19 protein-coding genes are annotated in these 20,793 nt (G+C 68.5%); 12 read left to right on the top strand and 7 right to left on the bottom strand.

The genetic code is table 11. The features are described from left to right. Positions 1 to 57: 57 nt before the first annotated feature. The 4 genes from ACXRVZ_RS05795 to ACXRVZ_RS05780 are packed head-to-tail and all read left to right on the top strand — an operon-like array spanning position 58 to position 2,366. A complete protein-coding gene (locus tag ACXRVZ_RS05795) occupies positions 58 to 570 on the top strand; it encodes an outer membrane protein assembly factor BamE (protein WP_458232238.1) in 513 nt (170 codons plus the stop codon). Further along, positions 567 to 1,301 carry a 4-hydroxy-tetrahydrodipicolinate reductase gene (gene dapB, locus ACXRVZ_RS05790; protein WP_457418598.1) on the top strand — a complete coding sequence of 245 codons (735 nt, stop codon included), beginning with the start codon at positions 567 to 569 and terminating at the stop codon, positions 1,299 to 1,301. Before ACXRVZ_RS05795 ends, dapB begins: the two co-directional genes overlap by 4 nt. Position 1,302: 1 nt before the next feature. Next, a complete protein-coding gene (locus tag ACXRVZ_RS05785) occupies positions 1,303 to 1,947 on the top strand; it encodes a MotA/TolQ/ExbB proton channel family protein (RefSeq protein ID WP_457418596.1) in 645 nt (214 codons plus the stop codon). 2 nt (positions 1,948 to 1,949) lie between these two features. Further along, positions 1,950 to 2,366: an ExbD/TolR family protein gene (locus ACXRVZ_RS05780; RefSeq protein ID WP_457418594.1), complete on the top strand. Its 417-nt coding sequence runs from the start codon at positions 1,950 to 1,952 to the stop codon at positions 2,364 to 2,366. Here ACXRVZ_RS05780 and ACXRVZ_RS05775 read toward each other — a convergent pair. Next, the gene (locus ACXRVZ_RS05775) at positions 2,329 to 3,237 is read right to left on the bottom strand and encodes a PEP-CTERM sorting domain-containing protein (RefSeq protein WP_457418592.1); all 909 of its coding nucleotides are present in this window, start codon (positions 3,235 to 3,237) and stop codon (positions 2,329 to 2,331) included. The genes ACXRVZ_RS05780 and ACXRVZ_RS05775 overlap by 38 nt on opposite strands. A 134-nt stretch (positions 3,238 to 3,371) precedes the next feature. Between ACXRVZ_RS05775 and leuS the strand changes: the two genes are divergently transcribed. From leuS to ACXRVZ_RS05750, 5 genes are read left to right on the top strand one after another with little or no spacing between them, the layout of a single operon-like run. Then, the gene (leuS, locus tag ACXRVZ_RS05770) at positions 3,372 to 6,065 is read left to right on the top strand and encodes a leucine--tRNA ligase (RefSeq protein WP_457418590.1); all 2,694 of its coding nucleotides are present in this window, start codon (positions 3,372 to 3,374) and stop codon (positions 6,063 to 6,065) included. Further along, positions 6,065 to 6,550 carry an LPS-assembly lipoprotein LptE gene (locus tag ACXRVZ_RS05765; protein WP_457418588.1) on the top strand — a complete coding sequence of 162 codons (486 nt, stop codon included), beginning with the start codon at positions 6,065 to 6,067 and terminating at the stop codon, positions 6,548 to 6,550. Before leuS ends, ACXRVZ_RS05765 begins: the two co-directional genes overlap by 1 nt. After that, on the top strand, positions 6,550 to 7,620 hold the full coding sequence (gene holA / locus ACXRVZ_RS05760) for a DNA polymerase III subunit delta (protein ID WP_457418586.1): 1,071 nt from the start codon (positions 6,550 to 6,552) through the stop codon (positions 7,618 to 7,620). The genes ACXRVZ_RS05765 and holA overlap by 1 nt, the downstream gene beginning before the upstream one ends. 39 nt (positions 7,621 to 7,659) lie before the next feature. Next, complete coding sequence (locus ACXRVZ_RS05755; RefSeq protein ID WP_457418584.1) at positions 7,660 to 8,247, top strand: methylamine utilization protein; 588 nt, start codon at positions 7,660 to 7,662, stop codon at positions 8,245 to 8,247. Between the two features lie 13 nt (positions 8,248 to 8,260). Beyond that, positions 8,261 to 10,654: an EAL domain-containing protein gene (locus ACXRVZ_RS05750; protein ID WP_457418582.1), complete on the top strand. Its 2,394-nt coding sequence runs from the start codon at positions 8,261 to 8,263 to the stop codon at positions 10,652 to 10,654. Positions 10,655 to 10,661: 7 nt separating this feature from the next. On the opposite strand, the gene ACXRVZ_RS05745 is transcribed toward ACXRVZ_RS05750, so the two are convergent. Genes ACXRVZ_RS05745 through thiL form a run of 3 tightly spaced genes read right to left on the bottom strand, consistent with a single transcriptional unit; the run spans position 10,662 to position 12,629 of the window. Then, positions 10,662 to 11,162, bottom strand: coding sequence for a CinA family protein (locus tag ACXRVZ_RS05745; protein WP_457418580.1), 501 nt, complete (start codon positions 11,160 to 11,162; stop codon positions 10,662 to 10,664). A 4-nt stretch (positions 11,163 to 11,166) separates the two neighbouring features. Then, on the bottom strand, positions 11,167 to 11,694 hold the full coding sequence (locus ACXRVZ_RS05740; protein ID WP_457418578.1) for a phosphatidylglycerophosphatase A family protein: 528 nt from the start codon (positions 11,692 to 11,694) through the stop codon (positions 11,167 to 11,169). After that, on the bottom strand, positions 11,691 to 12,629 hold the full coding sequence (gene thiL / locus ACXRVZ_RS05735; RefSeq protein ID WP_457418576.1) for a thiamine-phosphate kinase: 939 nt from the start codon (positions 12,627 to 12,629) through the stop codon (positions 11,691 to 11,693). The genes ACXRVZ_RS05740 and thiL overlap by 4 nt, the downstream gene beginning before the upstream one ends. 94 nt (positions 12,630 to 12,723) lie before the next feature. On the opposite strand from thiL, the gene ACXRVZ_RS05730 reads away from it, so the two are divergent. The 3 genes from ACXRVZ_RS05730 to ACXRVZ_RS05720 all read left to right on the top strand — a co-directional run bounded on the left by ACXRVZ_RS05730 (position 12,724) and on the right by ACXRVZ_RS05720 (position 16,121). Continuing rightward, entirely contained in the window at positions 12,724 to 15,021 is a 2,298-nt protein-coding gene (locus ACXRVZ_RS05730; protein WP_457418574.1) for an NADP-dependent malic enzyme, read from the top strand. Between the two features lie 235 nt (positions 15,022 to 15,256). After that, positions 15,257 to 15,679, top strand: a complete 423-nt coding sequence (locus tag ACXRVZ_RS05725) for a ribonuclease domain-containing protein (RefSeq protein ID WP_458232237.1) — start codon at positions 15,257 to 15,259, stop codon at positions 15,677 to 15,679. Between the two features lie 46 nt (positions 15,680 to 15,725). Next, positions 15,726 to 16,121: a barstar family protein gene (locus tag ACXRVZ_RS05720; RefSeq protein WP_457418572.1), complete on the top strand. Its 396-nt coding sequence runs from the start codon at positions 15,726 to 15,728 to the stop codon at positions 16,119 to 16,121. A 216-nt stretch (positions 16,122 to 16,337) separates the two neighbouring features. On the opposite strand, the gene rsmA is transcribed toward ACXRVZ_RS05720, so the two are convergent. From rsmA to ACXRVZ_RS05705, 3 genes are read right to left on the bottom strand one after another with little or no spacing between them, the layout of a single operon-like run. Further along, positions 16,338 to 17,120 carry a 16S rRNA (adenine(1518)-N(6)/adenine(1519)-N(6))-dimethyltransferase RsmA gene (rsmA, locus tag ACXRVZ_RS05715; RefSeq protein ID WP_457418570.1) on the bottom strand — a complete coding sequence of 261 codons (783 nt, stop codon included), beginning with the start codon at positions 17,118 to 17,120 and terminating at the stop codon, positions 16,338 to 16,340. Further along, the gene (locus tag ACXRVZ_RS05710) at positions 17,108 to 18,409 is read right to left on the bottom strand and encodes a peptidylprolyl isomerase (RefSeq protein ID WP_457418568.1); all 1,302 of its coding nucleotides are present in this window, start codon (positions 18,407 to 18,409) and stop codon (positions 17,108 to 17,110) included. Before ACXRVZ_RS05710 ends, rsmA begins: the two co-directional genes overlap by 13 nt. Continuing rightward, complete coding sequence (locus ACXRVZ_RS05705) at positions 18,406 to 20,772, bottom strand: LPS-assembly protein LptD (RefSeq protein WP_457418812.1); 2,367 nt, start codon at positions 20,770 to 20,772, stop codon at positions 18,406 to 18,408. The genes ACXRVZ_RS05710 and ACXRVZ_RS05705 overlap by 4 nt, the downstream gene beginning before the upstream one ends. Positions 20,773 to 20,793: the final 21 nt, after the last annotated feature.

The following is a 20,793-nucleotide window of genomic DNA, read 5'->3' as shown; positions in this document are numbered from 1 at the left end:
ATGCGTCCCCTGCTTGCCTCTCTCCCGCTGATTGCGCTGCTTGGCGGCTGCTCCTACATGCCCTCATGGCCCACCCTGCCCACCATCACCGGTGAGAAGGTGCTGGGCTTTGTGACGCCCTACCGCGTCGAGGTGGTGCAGGGCAATGTGCTGACCAAGGAGATGGTTGCCCGCGTCAAGCCCGGCATGCCCAAGGCGCAGGTGCGCGACCTGCTCGGCTCGCCGCTGTTGACCGACGTCTTCCACGAGTCACGCTGGGACTACCCCTTCACCATCCGCCGCCAGGGTGCCGCCTACCAGCAGCGCCTGGTGATCGCCGAGTTCGACGGTGACAAGCTCAAGACCCTGACGGTGCCCGACGACCTGCCCACCGAGAACGAATTCGTCTCTTCGGTCAACACCTTCAAGCCCGGCAGCAAGCAGCCCAAGCTTGAGCTGAGCGAGGCCGAGCGCAGCGCGCTGCCGCCGCCCAAGCGCAGCGCCGACGCCGCACCGACGGCCGCCGCCGAAGGCCCGGCGCCGGGCCGCACTTATCCGCCGCTGGACGCCAAGGTGGGAGCCGGTTCTTGATCAAGGTTGCCATCACGGGCTCTTCGGGCCGCATGGGCAAGATGCTCATCGAGGCCGTCGAAGCCGCCGAGGACTGCACGCTGCACGTCACGCTGGACAAGGGCGACGATGTTCGCGCGGGCCTGGCCGGCGCCGATGTGCTGATCGACTTCACCCGCCCCGAGGCGACGCTGGAGCACCTGGCCGCCTGCGCGGAGCTGGGCGTCAAGGCCGTCGTCGGCACCACAGGCTTCGACGCAGCCCAGAAGGCTGAACTCGCCAAGCTCGCCGAGCGCACGGCCATCGTCTTCGCGCCCAACATGAGCGTCGGCGTCAACGTCGTGCTCAAGCTGCTCGACATGGCCGCCCGCGCGATGAACGAGGGCTTCGACATCGAGATCGTCGAGGCCCATCACCGCAACAAGGTCGATGCGCCCAGCGGCACCGCGCTGCAGATGGGCCAGGTTGTCGCCGACGCGCTCGGCCGTGACCTGAAGCAATGCGCCGTCTACGGCCGCGAAGGCGTCACCGGCGTGCGCGACCCGTCCACCATCGGCTTCGCCACCGTGCGCGGCGGCGACGTCATCGGCGACCACACCGTGCTGTTCGCCGGCACCGGCGAGCGCATCGAGATCAGCCACAAGGCCAGCAACCGCGGCATTTATGCCCAGGGCAGCCTGCGCGCGGCGCGCTTCCTGATGGGCCAGAAGACGGGCTTGTTCGGCATGAACGACGTGCTGGGTTTCGCCTGACATGGGCGGCTTCGCGGACTTCTGGGGCCAGAGCGACCTCGTCGGCCGCGCGGTAGCGCTGCTGCTGCTGGTCATGTCCGTCAGCGCCTGGGCACTGATCCTGTGGAAGACCTGGCTGCTGCGCCGTGCCCGCCGTGGCCTGGTGCGCGCCGTGCCGGCCTTCTGGGCTGCCGCAGGCGTGCATGAAGGCCGCAGCGCACTGCAGAGCTTCGACACCGAGGGCCTGCTGCTGCCGCTGCTGGACGCCGCCACCGCCGAGACCCGCACGGCCACGCTGGACGCGGCGGGCAAACGTGAATCCCGTCTGACCCGCCGCCTGCGCGACGCACTGCACGCGGTGCTGGCCAAGCTGCAGTTCGGTCAGGTGTTGCTGGCCTCCATCGGCGCGACCGCGCCCTTCGTGGGCCTGTTCGGCACCGTCTGGGGCATCTACCACGCGCTGGGCAGCATCTCGGTGGCCGGCAACATCACCATCGAGAAGATCTCCGGCCCGGTCGGCGAGGCGCTCATCATGACGGCCGCCGGCCTCGCGGTCGCCATCCCCGCCGTGCTGGCCTACAACGTGTTCGGCAAGCTGGTGGCCGCCTGCGAGGCCGACCTCGAAGGCTTTGCGCACGACCTGCGCGAACTCCTCGACCAAGACTGATCATGGCTTTCGGTCGGCTCGAACGCACCGACGCCGCTCGCCCCATGAGCGACATCAACATGACGCCGCTGATCGACGTGATGATGGTGCTGCTGGTCATCTTCATGATCACCGCGCCCTTGATGACCGCGTCTCTTCGGCTGGACCTGCCCAAGAGCGAGGCCGCAACGCCCAGCGACGCGCCCAGCTTCATCGCCGTGGCCATCACGCCGGACGGCAAGCTGCATCTGGGCGAGGACGAGCTGGATGCGAAAGCCTTCCAGCAGCGCATCAACGAGCTGGGCCGCGCGAACACGCAGCTTGAAGTGCAACTGCGCGCCGACCGCGCCGTGCCCTACGGCCAGGTGGCCGAGCTGATTGGCTGGGTGCAGGCCGCCGGCCTCAATCGCATCGCGTTCGTGGCGCAGCAGCCCGAGTAACCGGGCGCCGGCGCAGCAGGCCCACCAGCAGCACGCCGCCCGCCAGGGCAAGCGCTGTCGTTGAAGGCTCTGGCACCGGGGCCGTCAGGAAGACGCCGGACTGCGACCCCAGCGTGTAGCCCGTCGGCAGCGAATAGGACACGCGCGCCGTATGGCTCGCGTCGATTTCGGCATTCAGCCCCACCGGGTAGATGTAGGTCTGCAGCTCCACAGTGGCCCAAAAGGTGAAGCTGGTGTTCGGGACCACCATGCCCTGCACCATCAACTTGCCATTGACGACACCGGCCAGCGTCAACGGCTCGTTGAGCAGGCCGCAATCCCACTGGCAAATGATGTCGTCCTGCGTGACGGCGCCGTTCTCGTCCAGGCTCTTGGACCGTATCACCCGCATTTCCTTGCCCGGCGCGCCGAGGGCCGACATCGTGGCTCGGAAGATCAGCGATTCGTAGCTGCTGGCGCCCAGGGCGGGGTTGATCGGCAGGAGCGCATCGACGTCCAGCGTCATGGTCATGGGCACGGGCGCCGTGCCGGGGCCGATGACGTGCAGGTCGTCCGTGATCGACACCGATGTGATGGCGATGGGGCTGCTCTGGTAGACCGTCACGGGCATGGTGGTCATCTTCGCCCGCACCGTGCCGTCGCGCAGGTCGGCGGCGCCCCACAGGTCGGCGAGCAGCGACGTCGTGTCGACGTGGCGGCTGTTCTCGGTGAAAACCGGATCGCTGAAGCTGGTCGGCGGGAATTCGCCCTGGATGCCGAAACCCACCGACGCCACGGCGGCGTGCGCCGTCACCGGGCCCAACAGCGCCAGCACGGTGGCGGCGGCCCAGCGGCATGCGAGGGCGAAGGAATGAAGGCGCGCAGCAGACATGGACGGGCTCCCTGGCCAAGTAGTCAAACCAGTAAAGGCTCTGACTTGAATTTCTGAAAGTTCAAGCTAGGGGTCGGGGCAGACGGGGCGTGCTGGCCCAGGCCCGCGCAGGGGCGCCACCTACAATTTGGTCCATGAACGCCAAGACCGAAGCGCCCAGCTACAACCCGAACGAGATCGAAGCCGCCGCCCGTGCCTACTGGACGGAGCGCGACGCCTACCGAGTCACCGAAGACGCGAGCAAGCCGCACTTCTACGCCTGTTCCATGCTGCCCTACCCCTCGGGCAAGCTGCACATGGGCCATGTGCGCAACTACACGATCAACGACATGCTGGCCCGCCAGCTGCGCATGAAGGGCTACAACGTCCTCATGCCCATGGGCTGGGACGCCTTCGGCCTGCCGGCCGAGAACGCCGCGATGAAGGGCAAGCTGCCGCCCGCGCAGTGGACCTACTCCAACATCGCCCACATGAAGGGCCAGATGCAGGCCATGGGCCTGGCCATCGACTGGAGCCGCGAGGTCGCGACCTGCCAGCCCAGCTACTACAAGTGGAACCAGTGGCTGTTCCTGAAGATGCTGGAAAAGGGCATCGCCGAACGCCGCACCCAGGTCGTCAACTGGGACCCGGTGGACCAGACCGTGCTGGCCAATGAGCAGGTCATCGACGGCCGCGGCTGGCGCTCGGGCGCGCTGGTCGAGAAGCGCGAGATCCCCGGCTACTACCTGAAGATCACGCAGTACGCCGAGGAGCTGCTGTCGGCGGTCGCCGACCCGGCGGACCCCAACTACCTGTCCGGCTGGCCCGAGCGCGTGCGGCTGATGCAGGAGAACTGGATCGGCAAGAGCCAGGGCGTGCGCTTCGCCTTCCCGCACAGCATCGAAGGCGGCGGTGGCCGCCTGTGGGTGTTCACGACCCGCGCTGACACCATCATGGGCGTGACCTTCTGCGCCGTAGCTCCTGAGCATCCGCTCGCAACCGTCGCGGCCAAGGACAAGCCCGAAGTCGCTCGCTTCATCGAGGAATGCAAGGCCGGCGGCACGACCGAGGCCGAGCTGGCCACGCAGGACAAGAAGGGCGTGCCCACGGGCCTGTTCGTCACGCACCCGATCACCGGTGCGCAGGTCGAGGTCTGGGTCGGCAACTACGTGCTGATGAGCTACGGCGACGGTGCCGTCATGGGCGTGCCGGCGCATGACGAGCGCGACTTCGCGTTCGCGCTGAAGTACCAGCTGCCGATCAAGCAGGTCATCGACGTCGACGGCCAGGCCTACGACGACAAGAAGTGGGCCGAGTGGTACGGCGACAAGCAGAAGGCGCGCTGCATCAACTCGGGCGTGCTGGACGGCCTGTCGCATGTCGACGCCGTCAACAAGATCGCCGAACTGCTGGCCGACAAGGGCCTGGGCGAGAAGAAGACCACCTGGCGCCTGCGCGACTGGGGCGTCAGCCGCCAGCGCTACTGGGGCACGCCTATCCCCATCATCCATTGCCACGGCTCCGGTACGCCCGGGGCCCCCTCCCCGGACGGCTGCGGCGTCGTCCCGGTCCCCGAGAAGGACCTGCCCGTCGTGCTGCCCGACGACCTGATCCCCGACGGCAGCGGCAACCCGCTGAACAAGCACGCGGCCTTCCTGAACGTGGGCTGCCCCAAATGCGGCAAGCCGGCCAAGCGCGAGACGGACACGATGGACACGTTCGTCGATTCGTCCTGGTACTTCATGCGCTATTGCGACCCGAACAACGACCAGGCCATGGTCGCGGACGGCACCGAGTACTGGATGGGGGCTGACAAGGCCAACCCTGGCCGGATTGGCATGAACCAGTACATCGGCGGCATCGAGCACGCCATCCTGCACCTGCTGTACGCGCGCTTCTGGACCAAGGCGATGCGCGACCTCGGCCTGGTGACGATCAGCGAGCCGTTCGAGAAGCTGCTGACTCAGGGCATGGTCTTGAAGGGCGCCTTCTTCCGTAAGCCGGAAGACGCGGGCAAGAACTACTACTGGGAACACGAAGTCGACGTCATCCGCAACGAGCACGACGCGATCGTTGGCGGCACGCTGAAGGCCGATGGCCTGCCGTTGACGTACGAGATGACGACGATGTCCAAGTCGAAGAACAACGGCGTGGACCCGCAGGCCCTGATCGACCAATACGGCGCCGACACGGCCCGCCTGTTCGTCATGTTCGCGAGCCCGCCGGAGCAGACGCTGGAGTGGAATGACGCGGCTGTGGAAGGCGCGCACCGCTTCCTGAAGCGCGTGTGGAACTTCGGCGCGCGCAATGCCGATGCGATCAAGTCCGGCGGCGCCGACTACGCCGCGCTGAGCGGCGACGGCAAGGCGCTGCGCCGCGAGGTGCACAACGTGCTCAAGCAGGTCAGCTACGACTACGAGCGCATGCAGTACAATACCGTCGTCTCCGGAGCGATGAAGCTGCTCAATGCGCTGGAAGGCTTCAAGGCGGAAGGCCAGTCGGCCGCGGTGCGCGACGGCTTCTCGGTGCTGCTGCGCGTGCTCTACCCCGCCACGCCGCACATCAGCCACCAGCTGTGGCAAGACCTGGGCTTCGCCGCCGAGCTGGGTGACCTGCTCGACGCGCCCTGGCCCTCGGTGGACGAAGCGGCGCTGGTGCAGGACGAGATCGAGCTGATGCTGCAGGTCAACGGCAAGCTGCGCGGCGCGGTCAAGGTGTCGGCATCGGCCGACAAGGCGGCGATCGAGGCAGCAGCCTTGGCCAACCCCGAGTTCGCCAAGTTCAGCGAAGGCAAGCCGCCCAAGAAGGTCGTCATCGTGCCCGGCCGCCTCGTCAACATCGTCGTCTGATGGACCGCCGCCTTGCGCTCATCAGCCTCGCAGCCCTCACCGGCTGCGGCTTCGAGCTGCGCCGAGAAGCCGAGCTGCCGTTCAAGACGCTGGCGCTGACCGGCTTCGAGCCCAACTCGCCGCTGGCCGCCGGCCTCAGGCGCCAGATCAGGCGCACGCCGGTGCAGCTGCTGGACGACCCGGCCCGCGCCGAGGTCGTGCTGGAGGTGCTGCACGAGTCGCGCGACCGCACCGTCGTCGCGTCGACCAGCGTCGGCCAGGTGCGTGAGTGGTCGCTGCGCCTGCAGTTCGACTACATGATCCGCACGGCGGCCGGCGAGCTGCTGGTGCCCAAGGTCGAGTTGCGCCTGGCGCGCGACATGAACTACACCGAGACGGCAGCCCTGGCCAAGGAGCAGGAAGCCGCCAACCTCTACGGCGCCATGCATTCCGACGCCATCGCGCAAGTCTTGCGCCGCCTCGCGGCCGTGAAACTCCCCACCTGATGCAGCTCCGCGCGGAAGGCCTCGGCGCCCACCTGAGCAAGGGACTGGCCCGCATCTACACCGTCCACGGCGACGAGCCCCTGCTCGCCCAGGAGGCGGCCGACCAGATCCGCGCCGCTGCCCGGGCCAACGGCTTTGGCGAGCGGCAGATCTTCATCGTCTCGGGCGCCTATTTCGACTGGGCACCGGTGCTCGCCGCCGCCCAGGCGATGAGCCTGTTTGCCGACCGCCAGTTCATCGAGATCCGCATCCCGAACGGCAAGCCCGGCAAGGACGGCTCCGAGGCCTTGCAGCGTTATGCCCAGGCCGCGCCCGACGACGTGCTGACGCTGGTGACACTGCCGCGCCTGGACAAGACCCAGCTCTCCAGCGCCTGGTTCATGGCGCTGGACGGCAATGGCGCGTCCATCCGCGTCGAGCCGGTCGAGCGCCGCCTGCTGCCGGCCTGGCTGGCCCAGCGCCTCAAGGCCCAGGGCCAGTCCGTGCCCGAGGGCGAGGACGGCCAGCGGGCACTCGCCTTCTTTGCCGACCGCGTCGAGGGCAATCTGCTCGCCGCCCACCAGGAGCTGCAGAAGCTCGCCCTGCTGCACCCCAGGGGCGAGCTGACGCTGGCCCACATCGAGGCCGCCGTGCTGGACGTGGCGCGTTTCGACGTCTTCAAGCTCAGCGAGGCCGTGCTCTCGGGCGCCGTGCCGCGCCTGCTGCGCATGCTCGACGGCCTGGAGGCCGAGGGCGAGGCGGCCGTGCTGGTGCACTGGACGCTGTCCGAAGACGCGCGAGCGCTGGCCCGCGTGCGCGCCGCGCTGGACGCCGGCAAGCCGCTGCCGCTGGCGCTGCGAGAAGCCCGTGTCTGGGGCGCCAAGGAGCGGCTGGTGGAGCGCATCGCGCCCCGGCTGGACAGCGCCCAGGCCGGCGCGCTGGTGCAGGCCGCCCAGGTCTGCGACGGCCTCGTCAAGGGATTGCGTCACCCCGACTGGCCCAGCAACCCCTGGGCCGCACTGCGCCGCTTCGCCCTGATGCTGGCCGAGGCCGCCAGCGGCAAAACCGGGGTAGTTCTCACGGTTCGCTGAGCACGATTGGGCTATCGTCGGGGCGCAACCCCGTCCGCCATGCCCAACCTCCGTCATCTCACCGCTGTCGCCCTTGCGCTGAGCCCGCTCGCCGCGCTGGCGGTGCCCGTCACCGTGCAGTTGCGCGGGCCGGGCGGCCAGCCGCTGGCCGGCGCGGTGGTGGCCGTCGAGGTCAAGGGCCGGCCCGCCAAGACGACCACGGCCAAGGCTGAGGTCGGCCAGCGTGACCGCCAGTTCACACCCCAGCTTCTCATCGTGCAGACCGGCACGGCGGTGAACTTCCCGAACTTCGACACCGTGCGGCATCACGTCTATTCGATCTCGCCCATCAAGGTCATCGACATCAAGCTGTACTCGGGCACGCCGACCGAACCCATCGTGTTCGACAAACCCGGTGTGGCGGCCCTGGGCTGCAACATCCACGACCGCATGAGTGCCTACGTCATCGTCGTCGACACAGCGACCTTTGCGCGCACCGACGACAAGGGCCAGGCCACGTTCGACCTGCCGGTCGGCGAGCATGCCGTCAAGGCCTGGCACGCCGGCCAGAAGTCGGCCACGCTGCAAAGCCTCAGGATCAGCGTGCCGGCCGGCGGCGGCCCCAGCGTGCTGACGCTCGGCGAGTAGGGCCGGCAACACGATGCAATTGCCGGCCTGGCTGAATCTGCGCCGTCTCGAGGGCCGCATCGTCGGCCTGTTCCTGGCGCTGCTGCTCGTCGTGCAGCTGGTCAGCTTCGTCGCCATCAACGCCAGCATCACCCACAACGCCGAGGACTCGCTGGCCGCCGAGCTGCAGACCGGCGAGCGCGTGCTGCGCCGCCTGCTGGACCAGCGCGCCGGCAAGCTGCACGACGCGGCCGAGCTGCTGGCCAAGGACTACGGCTTTCGCACCACCATCGGCCTGTCGCTGGCCGAGGAGGGCACGGTCGACACCATCAAGGACGCCCTCGTCAACCAGGGCGAGCGCATCGGCGCCTCGGTGGTCGCCTACTTCGACGTGCAACTCCATCTCGTCACCGCCACGCGCGACGGCGCGGCCTCCTTCGGCACGGCGCTGCAGCAGACCGTCAAGAACAAGGACGGCACCGCACTGGCCGTGCTGGGCAGCAGGGTCTACCAGGTCGTCGCAGTGCAGGTGCGCACGCCGGCACCGGTGGGCTGGGTGCTGATGGGCTTCGAGCTGGACCATGAGGTGCTGGACGACCTCAAGGCGCTGTCCGAGCTGGAGAGCGTGGTGCTGCTGCAGCCGGCCGGCCAGCCCTGGCTCAGCATCGTCGCCAACCTCGGCACCGGCCCCACCGCCGCGCTGCGAGCCGGGCTGGGCGACCGGCCGCCGGCCGACGGCGTGCTGGAGCTGGACGGCGAACGCCTGCGCGCGCGCTTCGTGCCGCTGCTCGATGGCGAGCAGCACCTGGGCGTGCTGCTGCTGCGCTCGCTGGACGCGGCGCTGGCGCCCTACCAGCAGCTGCAGCTGGTGCTGCTGGGCCTGACGCTGCTGGGCGTGGCCGTCTTTGCTCTCGTCAGCGTGCTGCTGGCGCGCGGCATCAGCGGGCCGATCAAGGCGCTGTCCGCCGCCGCGCGGCGGCTGGAGCGCGGCGACTACGACACGCCCGTGCCCTCCACGTCGCGGCTGGACGAAGTGCACAAGCTGACCCTCGCGCTGGAGAGCATGCGCGAAGGCATCCGCCGCCGCGACGCCCTCGTCAACAACCTCGCCTATGTGGACCAGTTGACGCTGCTGCCCAACCGCGCGCGCTTCGCCGAGTTCCTGCTGCATCACCTGACCCACAGCGACACGCCCGGCGCCGTGCTGATGCTGGACCTGGACCGCTTCAAGCACGTCAACGACGTGCTGGGCCACGACGTGGGCGACCGCCTGCTGCAGAGCGTGGCCGAGCGGCTGCAGGCGCTGTGCGCGCCGGCGCATTCGGTGCTGGCGCGGCTGTCGGGCGACGAGTTCGCCATCCTGCTGGCCCACACCGACGCGCACGCGGCCAGCGAGGCGGCCCTGGCCATCCTGAAGGACTTCGAGCACCCGCTGCACATCGACAACGAGACCATCGACCTCGGCGCCGGCATCGGCATCGCCCTCTTCCCCGAGCATGGCCACGACGTCAACCAGCTGCTGGGCCGCGCCGAGCTGGCCATGTATGCCGCCAAGACGCGCCAATGCGGCAGCCTGATCTATCACGCGCAGCTGGACGCCGGCAGCCAGGAATCGCTGTCGCTGCTGACCGAGCTGCGCCATGCCGTCGAGAACGAGGAGCTGCGCCTGTTCCTGCAGCCCAAGATCGACCTGCAGCACGGCCGCGTCATCGGCGCCGAGGCGCTGGTGCGCTGGCAGCACCCGACGCGCGGCCTGGTGCCGCCGATGCAGTTCATCCCGTTCGCCGAGCAGACGGGCTTCATCCGCCTGCTGAGCGCCTGGGTGCTGTCCAACGCAGCCAGGTTTGCGCGGCAGGCGGCAGACGCGGGCCTGAAGGTGCAGCTGTCCGTCAACCTGTCCACGCGTGACCTGATGGACCAGGACCTGCCGGCCAAGATTGAGGCCCTCATCACGCCGCTGCATGTGCCCGCCGAATCGTTGTGCCTGGAGATCACCGAGAGCGCCATCATGGACGACCCCGAACGGGCGCTGTCGACGCTGGAGCACCTGCATGCAATGGGCTTCAAGCTGTCCATCGATGACTTCGGCACCGGCTACTCGTCGCTGGCCTACCTAAAGCGCCTGCCGGTGGACGAGCTCAAGATCGACAAGAGCTTCGTCATGGCCATGGAGCGCGACCTGGACGATGCGCGCATCGTGCGCTCTACCATCGAGCTGGCCCACAACCTCGGTCTGACGGTGGTCGCCGAGGGCCTGGAGACGGCCAAGGCCTGGGCCATGCTGGCGCGGCTGGGCTGCGACGAGGGCCAGGGCTACTTCATCTGCAAGCCCATGCCGCAGGAGCAGTTCATCGCCTGGGCGCGGAGCTGGCAGCCGCCGGACACCTCGACGCTGTCGGCAGAGAGCGTCATCGCCAAGCTAGGCTGAACTGGCCCTAGTTGTCGCGGTCTTCCAGCGCCTCGCAAAGCGCCGCCAGTCCCGCCGTCACCGTCTGCGCCCGCACCGCGTGGCGATCACCGCTGAAGTTCTCGCGCCAGACCTGAGCCGGTCGCCCCGCATGCACCAGCGCCAACCAGACCGTGCCGACCGGCTTGGCCTCGCTGCCGCCCGTGGGCCCGGCCACGCCGGTGACCGACAACGCCCAGTCGATGGGCGCATGCGCCAGCAGCCCCCGCGCCATGTGCTCGGCCACCTCGGCACTGACGGCACCGTGCAGCGCGATCAAGCCCTTGGGCACTCCCAGCAGCTCGGCCTTGGCGTCGTTGCTGTAGCTGACGACGCCGCGCTCGAACCACTGGCTGGAGCCGGCCAGGTCAGTGCACGCCGCGGCGATGAGGCCGCCGGTACAGCTCTCGGCCGTGCCGATGCGCTCGCGTCGCTGCATCAACGCCACGGCGATGCGGTCGATCAGTTCGGCTTGGTCGGCAGGCGGCATGGCATCACCCCAGCAGGTAGCGGTAGAGCGCGATGACCGCGAGCGTACAACCGGCTGCGACGAAGTCGTCGATCAGGATGCCCAGGCCCTGTCGCCAGCCGATGGGCGCACCGCGCTCGGACTTGAACATCTGGTCGGCCCAGCGCACCGGCCCGGGCTTGGCCGCATCGAAGAAGCGGAAGAGGCCGAAAGCGATGAGCTGGCCGAGCAAGGACGCGGGGCCGATCAGCCACAGGATGAGCCAGAAGGCCAGCACCTCGTCCCAGACGATGGCGCCCGGGTCGGGCACGTTCATGTGCTGGGCGCAGCGCGTGCAGGCCCACCAGCCGACGACCGTGCCCAGGCCGATCAGCGTGGCCCAGCCGAGGTCGGTGAGCCAGGGCGAGATGAGCAGGAACACGCCCCAGGCCCACAGCGTGCCGAAGGTGCCGGGCGCCTTGGGGCTGAGGCCGCTGCCGAAGCCCAGCGCGATCCAGCGCGCGGGGTGGCGCAGCATGAAGGCCATGGTCGGGCGGATCGGTGCGCCGCTCATGAGGCGAAGTGGTCGAAGGAGCGGAGGCCGTGCTCGACGGCGGCGCCACGCGCATCGACGACGCGCAACCCGGTCTCGGTCTCGATAACACCGATGCGCGTCACCGCGACGCCCACGTTCGGCAGGCGCGCGCCGGGTGGCGCCGTGAAGACCAGCTCGTAGTCGTCACCACCGGTCAGTACGCAGGTGTGCTGCAACACGGCAGGCTGGGCGGCCAGCACGGCGCTGCGCGGCAACGCGTCCACGTCCAGCCGCGCACCGACACCCGAGGCCGCCAGGATGTGACCGAGATCCCCCAGCAACCCGTCCGACACGTCGATGGCCGCCGTCGCCACACCGCGCAGCGCCTGACCCAGCGCCAGCCGTGGTGTCGGCAGCTCCATCGCCGCGCGCACGGTCTCGAAGCCGTCGCCGCCCAGCGCCACCGTGCCGCGAAACACCTCCAGCGCCAGCCGCGCATCGCCCAGCCGGCCCGACACCCAGATCTCGTCGCCCACCCGCGCGCCGCCGCGCAGCAGGGCCTGGCCGGGCGGCGCCTCGCCGAAGACGGTGATGCAGAGGTTCAGCGGCCCCTGCGTCGTATCGCCGCCGATCAGCGGGCAGCCGCTCGCGTCGGCCAGCGCCCACAGGCCGCGAGCGAACCCGGCCAGCCAGGCTTCGTCAACACGCGGCAGGGCCAGGGCCAATGTGAAGCCTCGCGGCGTCGCGCCGCAGGCGGCCAGGTCGCTCAGGTTGACGGCCAGCGCCTTGTGCCCGAGGCGCGCTGGGTCGACCGTCGACAGGAAGTGCCGCCCCTCGACCAGCATGTCGCTGGAGACCAGCCAGCGCGCGCCCGGCGTCGGCACGAGCACGGCGCAGTCGTCGCCAACGCCCACCTCGACACCTTCAGCCGCGGGACGCTGGAAGTAGCGCCGGATCAGATCGAATTCGCCCATGCGGCCATTGTCCCTGCGGTGATCCACATCGCCCCGGGCACGGCTGCGGTGGCATGATTCCCACCCCGCCGCCGGCCCTTGCTCGTCCCCCGCCATGCCAAGTCCAGAAGAAAAACGCGCCCAACTCCGCCAGGCGGCCCTCGAATATCACGAGTTCCCGACGCCGGGCAAGATCGCCATCGCGGCCACCAAGCAGCTCGTCAACCAGCACGACCTGGCCCTGGCCTACTCGCCCGGCGTGGCCGCGGCGTGCGAGGAAATCGTCGCCGACCCGGCCAACGCCTTCCGCTACACCTCGCGCGGCAACCTCGTCGCCGTCGTCTCCAACGGCACGGCCGTGCTGGGCCTGGGCAACATCGGCCCGCTGGCGTCCAAGCCGGTCATGGAGGGCAAGGCCGTCCTGTTCAAGAAGTTCGCCGGCATCGACGTCTTCGACCTCGAAGTGGCTGAGAACGACCTCGACAAGCTCGTCGACTGCATCGCTGCGCTGGAGCCCACCTTCGGCGGCATCAACCTCGAGGACATCAAGGCGCCGGACTGCTTCTACGTCGAGCGCAAGCTGCGCGAGCGCATGAAGATCCCGGTCTTCCACGACGACCAGCACGGCACSGCCATCGTCGTCGGCGCGGCCTTCCTGAACGGCCTCAAGGTCGTCGGCAAGGACATCAAGCAGATCAAGCTGGTCACGTCGGGCGCGGGTGCGGCGGCGCTGGCCTGCCTGGGCCTGCTCGTCAAGCTGGGCCTGCCGCGCGAGAACATCTGGGTGACCGACCTGGCCGGTGTCGTCTACGAGGGCCGCACGGAGCTGATGGACCCGGACAAGGCGGTGTTTGCGCAGCCGACTTCGCAGCGCAGCCTGCGCGAGGCGATTGCCGGCGCCGACGTCTTCCTGGGCCTGTCGGCCGGCGGCGTGCTGAAGGCCGACATGGTGGCGACCATGGCCGCCCAGCCGCTGATCTTTGCGCTGGCCAACCCGACGCCCGAGATCCTGCCGGAGGAAGTCCTGTCCGTGCGCAGCGACGCCATCATGGCCACTGGCCGCACCGACTACCCGAACCAGGTCAACAACGTCCTGTGCTTCCCGTACATCTTCCGCGGCGCGCTGGATTCCGGCGCGACGACGATCAACGTCGAGATGGAGATCGCCGCCGTCCACGCCATTGCCGACCTGGCCCAGGCCGAGCAGAGTGAAGTCGTCGCCGCAGCCTACGTGGGCGCGACGCTGAGCTTCGGCCCCGAGTACCTGATCCCCAAGCCCTTCGACCCGCGGCTGATGATGCGCATCGCCCCGGCCGTCGCCAAGGCTGCGGAAGACTCTGGCGTCGCCGCCCGGCCGATCAAGGACTGGGACGCCTACCGCGAAAAGCTGCAGAGCTTCGTCTACGCCTCCGGCAACACGATGAAGCCCATCTTCACCGCAGCCAAGCGTGCGCCCAACAAGCGCGTCGCCTACGCCGAGGGTGAGGAAGAGCGCGTGCTGCGCGCGGCCCAGGTCGTCGTCGACGAAAACCTGGCACGCCCGACGCTGGTCGGCCGGCCGTCGGTGATCGCCGAACGCTGCGAGCGCTTCGGCCTGCGCCTGCAGCACGGTCGCGACTACGACGTCGTCAACGTCGAACACGACGACCGCTACCGCGACTACTGGCAGACCTATCTGCGCATGACCGAACGCCGCGGCGTGACGCAACAGCTCGCCAAAATCGAGATGCGCCGCCGCCTGACGCTGATCAGCACGATGCTGCTGCACAAGGGCGAGGTCGACGGCATGCTCTGCGGCACCTGGGGCACGACGGCCACTCACCTGGCCTACATCGATCAGGTCATCGGCAAGCGCGCCGGCGTGAAGACCTATGCCTGCATGAACGGGCTCATCCTGCCGGGCCGCCAGGTCATGCTGGTCGACACCCATGTCAACTACGACCCCAGCGCCGAACAACTCGCCGAGATCACTATCCTGGCCGCCCAGGAGATGTGCCGCTTCGGCCTGACGCCGAAAGCCGCCCTGCTGTCGCACAGTAACTTCGGCACCAGCGACAAGCCCTCGGCCATCAAGATGCGCGACACGCTGGCGCTGATCCAGCAGCTCGCGCCCTGGCTGGAGGTCGACGGCGAGATGCACGGCGACACCGCGCTGGACCCCGCCTACCGCAAGCAGCTGATGCCGCACAGCCCGCTGAGCGGCGAAGCCAACCTGCTGGTGCTGCCCAACATTGACGCCGCCAACATCTCCTACAACCTGCTGAAGACGGCGGCCGGCGGCGGCATCGCCATCGGCCCGGTATTGCTCGGCGCCGCGCAGCCGGTGCACATCCTGACGCCGTCTGCGACCGTGCGGCGCATCGTCAACATGACGGCCCTGACCGTGGCCGACGCCAACGCGGCGCGCGCCTGAAAGCCTCGCAAGCCGTGGGCCGGGCGCGCTCAGACCGCCCGGACTCCCCCAATTGACATAAGTTTTCACGCCGGTTTAGGCGTCATTTCTCCGTCACAAACTCAGCAAAAACAAGCACTTAGCAGAAAGTGAGCGCAGGCTCACACAACCTTATTCCGCACTGCGGCACCCGGTCGCGGCTTGAGCTTTTGGGGTCGCTTCGGTACCATATCGGTTTTCAGAACAGGGTAAACCCGTGTTTTTGCTCTCGTGGCTGGCGCGCTCCGGCGCCTCGGCGGTCACCACCGCCTTGCTGCTGTCCGGCTTGTCCGGCGGCGTGCAAGCCAAGGAAGCAACGCCCACCACAACGCCCGCTCTGGCCGAAATTGCGCTGAGCGAGCTGCCCGTCCAGGCCCAGGAAACACACCGGCTCGTCCTCACCGGCGGCCCGTTTCCTCAAGCCAAAGACGGCGTGGTGTTCGGCAACCGCGAACGCCTGCTGCCCCGCAAGGCACGCGGCTTCTATCGCGAATACACGGTCAAGACACCTGGCGCGCGCAATCGGGGCGCTCGCCGCATCGTCTGCGGCGGCTCACCGCCAACCGCGCCCGAAGTTTGTTATTACACCGGCGATCACTATGCCAGCTTCCAGCGCATCCGCGCCTCGGCTGGCCGGTGAGAGTCGGGGTTCAGTAGTTTTGTGACTTGAAAGGAGGAACGCGACCATGCTTTTGCAGACCGTCCGTCCCAATATCGTGCAGGCCATACGGGCCTACCGAGTCGAGGACTTGATGTTGGCCGCCCAAGAAGCGGGCCAGCATTTCCTGTACGCCAACCTGTCGGAGGCGCAGTCCAAGCAGGATGTGCTCGATGGCATCGCGCAGGCCTTCCTGTTCCCGACACATTTCGGCAAGAACCTGGACGCCCTGCATGACTGCATGACCGACCTCGTCCACAAGGCCGGCAGCCAGCCTGGCTTTGTCGTGGTGCTGGAGCAGTTGCCAGACAACGTGCGCTTCGACCGCGAGGCACGAGAGCAGTTGCTCGATGTCTTCCGAGACACGGCCGATTACTGGGCCGACAGGAAGATAGCGTTCAGGTGCTTCTATTCTTTTCAGTAGCCCGCTCCCAAGATAACGGGTCATGGGAGCGGGCTACTGAAGTGGCCCCGGTTATTGAGAAGCCTGCGCCGAAAAGCGCCAAGGCAGCGATTGGCAACCCCAACTTCGGCATGAACATGCCGATGATGTGCAGTGCCTTCGATACGTCGATGTGGCTCAGCGCAGCTTGAAGCGCTGAACTGTCGATACAGAGACGGGACCCTCGGGTCCCGTTTTTCATTTCTGCTGAGGCACTTCCAGCGCCAGCGCGATGAACTCGTCGACCGGCACTTCCTCGGCGCGACGTTGCAGGTCAAAGTGGCCGGCGTAGCCGCGCTCGGTCAGCCAGCGGCCCAGGCTGTGGCGCAGCAGCTTGCGGCGCTGCGAGAAGGCGCTGGTGACGACGGCGCCCAGCAGCCTGGGGTCGACCGCCGGCGGGGTCTTGAGCGGCACCATGCGCACGATGGCCGAATCCACGCGCGGTGGCGGGTCGAAGGACTCGGGCGGCACGTCCAGCACCGACTCGATGTCGTAGCGCCATTGCAGCATCACGCTGAGGCGGCCGTAGTCCTTGCGGCCGGGCGCTGCGGCCATGCGGTCGACGACTTCTTTTTGCAGCATGAAATGCTGGTCGACGACATCATCCACCGCGTCCAGCAGGTGGAAGAGGATGGGCGTGGAGATGTTGTACGGCAGGTTGCCGACGACGCGCAGCTTCGCGCCCTTGGCGGCGGCCAATGCCTTGAAGTCGACCTTGAGCACGTCGCTCTCGATGACCTCAACGTCATCACGCTTGCGCAGCCGCGCGGCCAGGTCGCGGTCGAGCTCGATGACGGTCAGCGGCTTGTAGCGCGCCAGGATGGGCAGCGTCATCGCACCCAGGCCTGGGCCGATCTCGACGAGGGTCTCGCCAGCCTGCGGGTCGATGAGGTCGACGATGGCCTCGATCAGCGCCTTGTCGGCCAGGAAATGCTGGCCGAAGCGCTTGCGCGGGATGTGGGCGCCGCTCAGTCGAGCCATTCGCGCACTTCGACGAAGGCCTTGGCGCGCAGTTCCTTGACCCAGTCCTGGTAGACCTCGTCGTACTTCTGCTCGCGCAGCGCGCCACGGGCCTGCTCACGCAGCTGCTTGGGGTCGATCTCGACGCTGCGGCGCTCCAGCACCTGGATCAGGTGGACGCCGAAGCGCGACATGACGGGACCCGAGATGCCGTTCAGCGCCAGCACGTTCATGGCTTCCTCGAACTCGGGCACGAAGCCACCGGCGCCCATCCAGCCCAGGTCGCCGCCGGCTTCGGCGCTGCCGTCCTCGGAGTTGGCCTTGGCGAGGTCCTCGAACTTGGCCTGACCGGCTTCGATCTGGCGCTTCATCTCGGCCAGGCGGCGCCCGGCGACTTCGGCGGTGAGCTGTGCCGAGGGGCGCAGCAGGATGTGGCGGGCGTGCGTCTGCTGGCTGTGCGTCAGCGACGAAGCGCCCTGGCGCTCGACGACCTTGATGACGTGGAAGCCCGCGCCGCTGCGCAGCAGTGCGGGCGCGACCTGGCCGCTCTTCAGGTCCTTGATGGCCGAGACGAAGAGGTCGGGCAGGCGGTCGGCCGGGCGCATGCCGATCTCGCCGCCCTTGGCCTTGTTGCTGTCTTCCGAGATCTCCTGGGCGACCTTGGCGAAGTCCTCGCCGCCCTTGACGCGGGCCAGCGCGGCTTCGGCGCGGGCACGCCGCTCGGCGACGACGCTCTCGGCCGCGCCCTCGGGCACGGTCACCAGCACCTGGGCCAGGTTGACCTGGCCGCCCTGCTCCAGCGCGGCGCGCTTCTTGTCTAGGTAGCCATCGATCTCGGCGTCGCTGACCTTGATGCGGCCCTGCACTTCGCGCTCGCGCACGCGCTCGGTCATCATCTGGTCGCGCAGGTTCTCGCGGAAGCCCTTGTAGTCCGTGCCGTCGGCCTTGAGGCGCTCGCGCAGCTGGGCCAGCGTCAGCTTGTTCTGCGCAGCGACGTTGGCGACCACGCGGTCCAGCTCGGCCTCGTCGATCTTCTGGCCGCTGTCGCGGGCGTAGGTGACGAGCACGCGGTCCTCGATGAGGGCCTCCAACGCCTTCTTGCGCAGGCCGGCCGTCTCGGGCATGACCTCGCCCTGCTTGCGCGCTTCGGCGCGCAGCACCTCGGTGCGCGCGACGACCTCGCTGGCGGCGACGACATCCTGGTTGACGACGGCGGCGATGTAATCCCCCGGCTGCAGCGTGGGCGGCGTCTGGGCGGCCGCATGGAGGGCGGCCAGGGCCAGAACGAGAGGAGCTAGGCGATGGATCATGGTAGGAAGTCTGAACTCGGCGAGCGGTCGGAACTCAACCGGCGGTAACCGGGCACATTGTCCTTCAAGACCTTCAGGGCATTGGAGCCGAGCTGGCTGAGGCCCACGAGCTCGAGCTGGAGCATGACCCGGGTGTTGGTTTCGGCACGGCCGGTGGACAGGCGCTCCAGGCCGAAGCGCAGCACCCAGCAGCCGGCGTCGTACTCGAAGCCGGCGACCGAATCGGTCAGGCGCTTGTCGCGCAGCGAATACTGCACGCGGCCCGCGCTGTACCAGGCGCCGCCGCAGCCCTGGCTGTCCGCGCCGCGCTGCGTGACCGGCGTGCCGTAGATGGGCCATTGCCAGGCCAGCTCGACCTGTTCGCTCTGCCCGCGCGCCAGCCGGTAGGCGACGCTGACGGTCTTGTACAGCCCCGGCGAGTAGCGCGCCCGCACGACCGAGCGTACCGAGCGGTTGGTCTCGGGGTTGAACTCCAGCGTGCTGTCGGCCCACCACTTCTCGTCCAGGTGGGCGGCGGCGGCCAGCAGCAGGTCGGAGAAGCGCTGGGTGACGGGCTGGCCGTCGGGCGTGATGCGCTGGTCGCGGAACAGGAAGCGCTGCACGGCACCGACGCGCAGGATCTCCTCGCCCTGCGCGGCGCTGACCCAGCGGCTGGTGGCGCCGACGCTGACGGCATGCAGGTCCGACACCCGGTCGACACCCGAGAAGGGGTTGTCGGTGTAGATGGAGTCGAAGTTGAAGTCCTTGGCCGCGGCGTCGAAGTTGGGCAGCGTGGCCTGGTCACGGAATGGCGTGTTCACGTACAGCACACGCGGCTCCAGGCTCTGGCGCATGTCGCGGCCGAAGAGCTTGGTGTCGCGCTCGAAGACCCAGCCGTGGTCGACGCTCAGCGTCGGGATGACCCGGCCCATGCGGCGGCGGCCATCGTCCAGCGGCTGATCCAGGTTGTAGCTGGCGGCGTTGACCGACAGGCGGGGGATGAACCACCAGGCCTCGCCACCCAGAGGCGCGGCCACATGGCCCAGCGCGTGCATGCGCTGGCCGCCGCGCGGCTGGCCGGGCTGGGCCGAGCCGGGCAGGTCGAAGCGGTTGTATTCCAGCTCAAGGCCGCCCTCCAGCCGCGCCTTGCGGCCCCAGGGGCGGAAGCTGTCCAGCACGGCCTCGTCGGCCGCCGTCGTCACGCGCATGCCGACCTGCGGGCTGCGCTGGTAGGGCGAGTCGAACCGGGCCAGGGCGTCGGCGCCTTGCAATGTCTGCCAGCGCTGCACGCGGGCATAGGTGTCGATGACGCCCCAGGACAGCTCGCGGTGGCGGCTGATGTTCAGGTCGCTGGCCAGCAGGCGCGGCGTCTGGCTCTCGACGCGGCGCGACATGTCCTTCCAGTAGTCGTCGTCGGAGACGCGCTCGCTCTTCAGGCGATAGCGCCAGTCGCCGAGCTGACCATCGTTGTTGAACTTGAAGCTCCAGCGCGAATGGCCGAAGACGCGGTCGCTGGGCAGCACGTCGACGTTGATGCGGCCGGCGTGGCCGGGCTCCAGGTAGCGGAACTCGCCATCCACGCCCACGCCGCGCTTGGTCATGATGAAGGGCGCCACCGTGGCATCGCGTTGCGGCGCGATGTTCCAGTAATAGGGCACGCCCAGCTCGAGACCACTGCGGTTGTCCAGGAAGATATTGGGCGGCAGCCAGCCCGACTTGCGTGCCGAGCTCAGCGGGAAGCTGAAGGAGGGCGCCGCCAGAATGGGCACGCCCAGGAAGCGCAGCACCGCGCCCTCGGCCTCGCCCTCGTTGGCGGCCAGGTCCAGGCGCAGCTGCTTGGCGGTGATCTGCCAGGCCGGCTCCTGGTTCTCTACGGCCGGACAGCTGCTGTAGCTGCCGTCGGTGGCGCTCAGGTGCTGGCTGTCCTGGAACCTGACGACCTTGGCCTTGCCGGCGCCGCCAGTGGCCTTCAGGAAGAAGCTGGGCGTCAGGAACTCACCCTCGAAGCGGCTGACGTAGAGCTGCAGCAGCGGGCCGGAGAAGACATTGCCGTTGTGGTTGATGCGGACGTTGCCCTCGGCGCGGGCCAGGTCGTCGACGACGCGGTAGTTCAGCTTGTCGCCGTTCAGCAGCAACTCGCCGTAGCGCAACTCCACGTCGCCCGAGGCCTCGGCCATTTGATCGGCCTGGGCGGTGAGCTTGTCGGCGCTGATGACCAGGGCCGGCTTGACCGCCACCTTGGCCGGCGCGCTGAGCACGCGGCTGCCGCGCAGCGACAGGGTCTCTTCAGCCGGCCGGGCAGACGCCGGCCCCCAGGCGAACAGGGCCAGGGCGATCAGGGTGGGCAGCGGGGCGAGGTGGGGGGTGCGGGACGGGCGCGGCACAGGCGGCAAGGGCGCGAAACT

The organism is Roseateles sp. P5_E8 (assembly GCF_054177665.1).
This window is presented reverse-complemented; position numbering and strand designations above follow the sequence as displayed.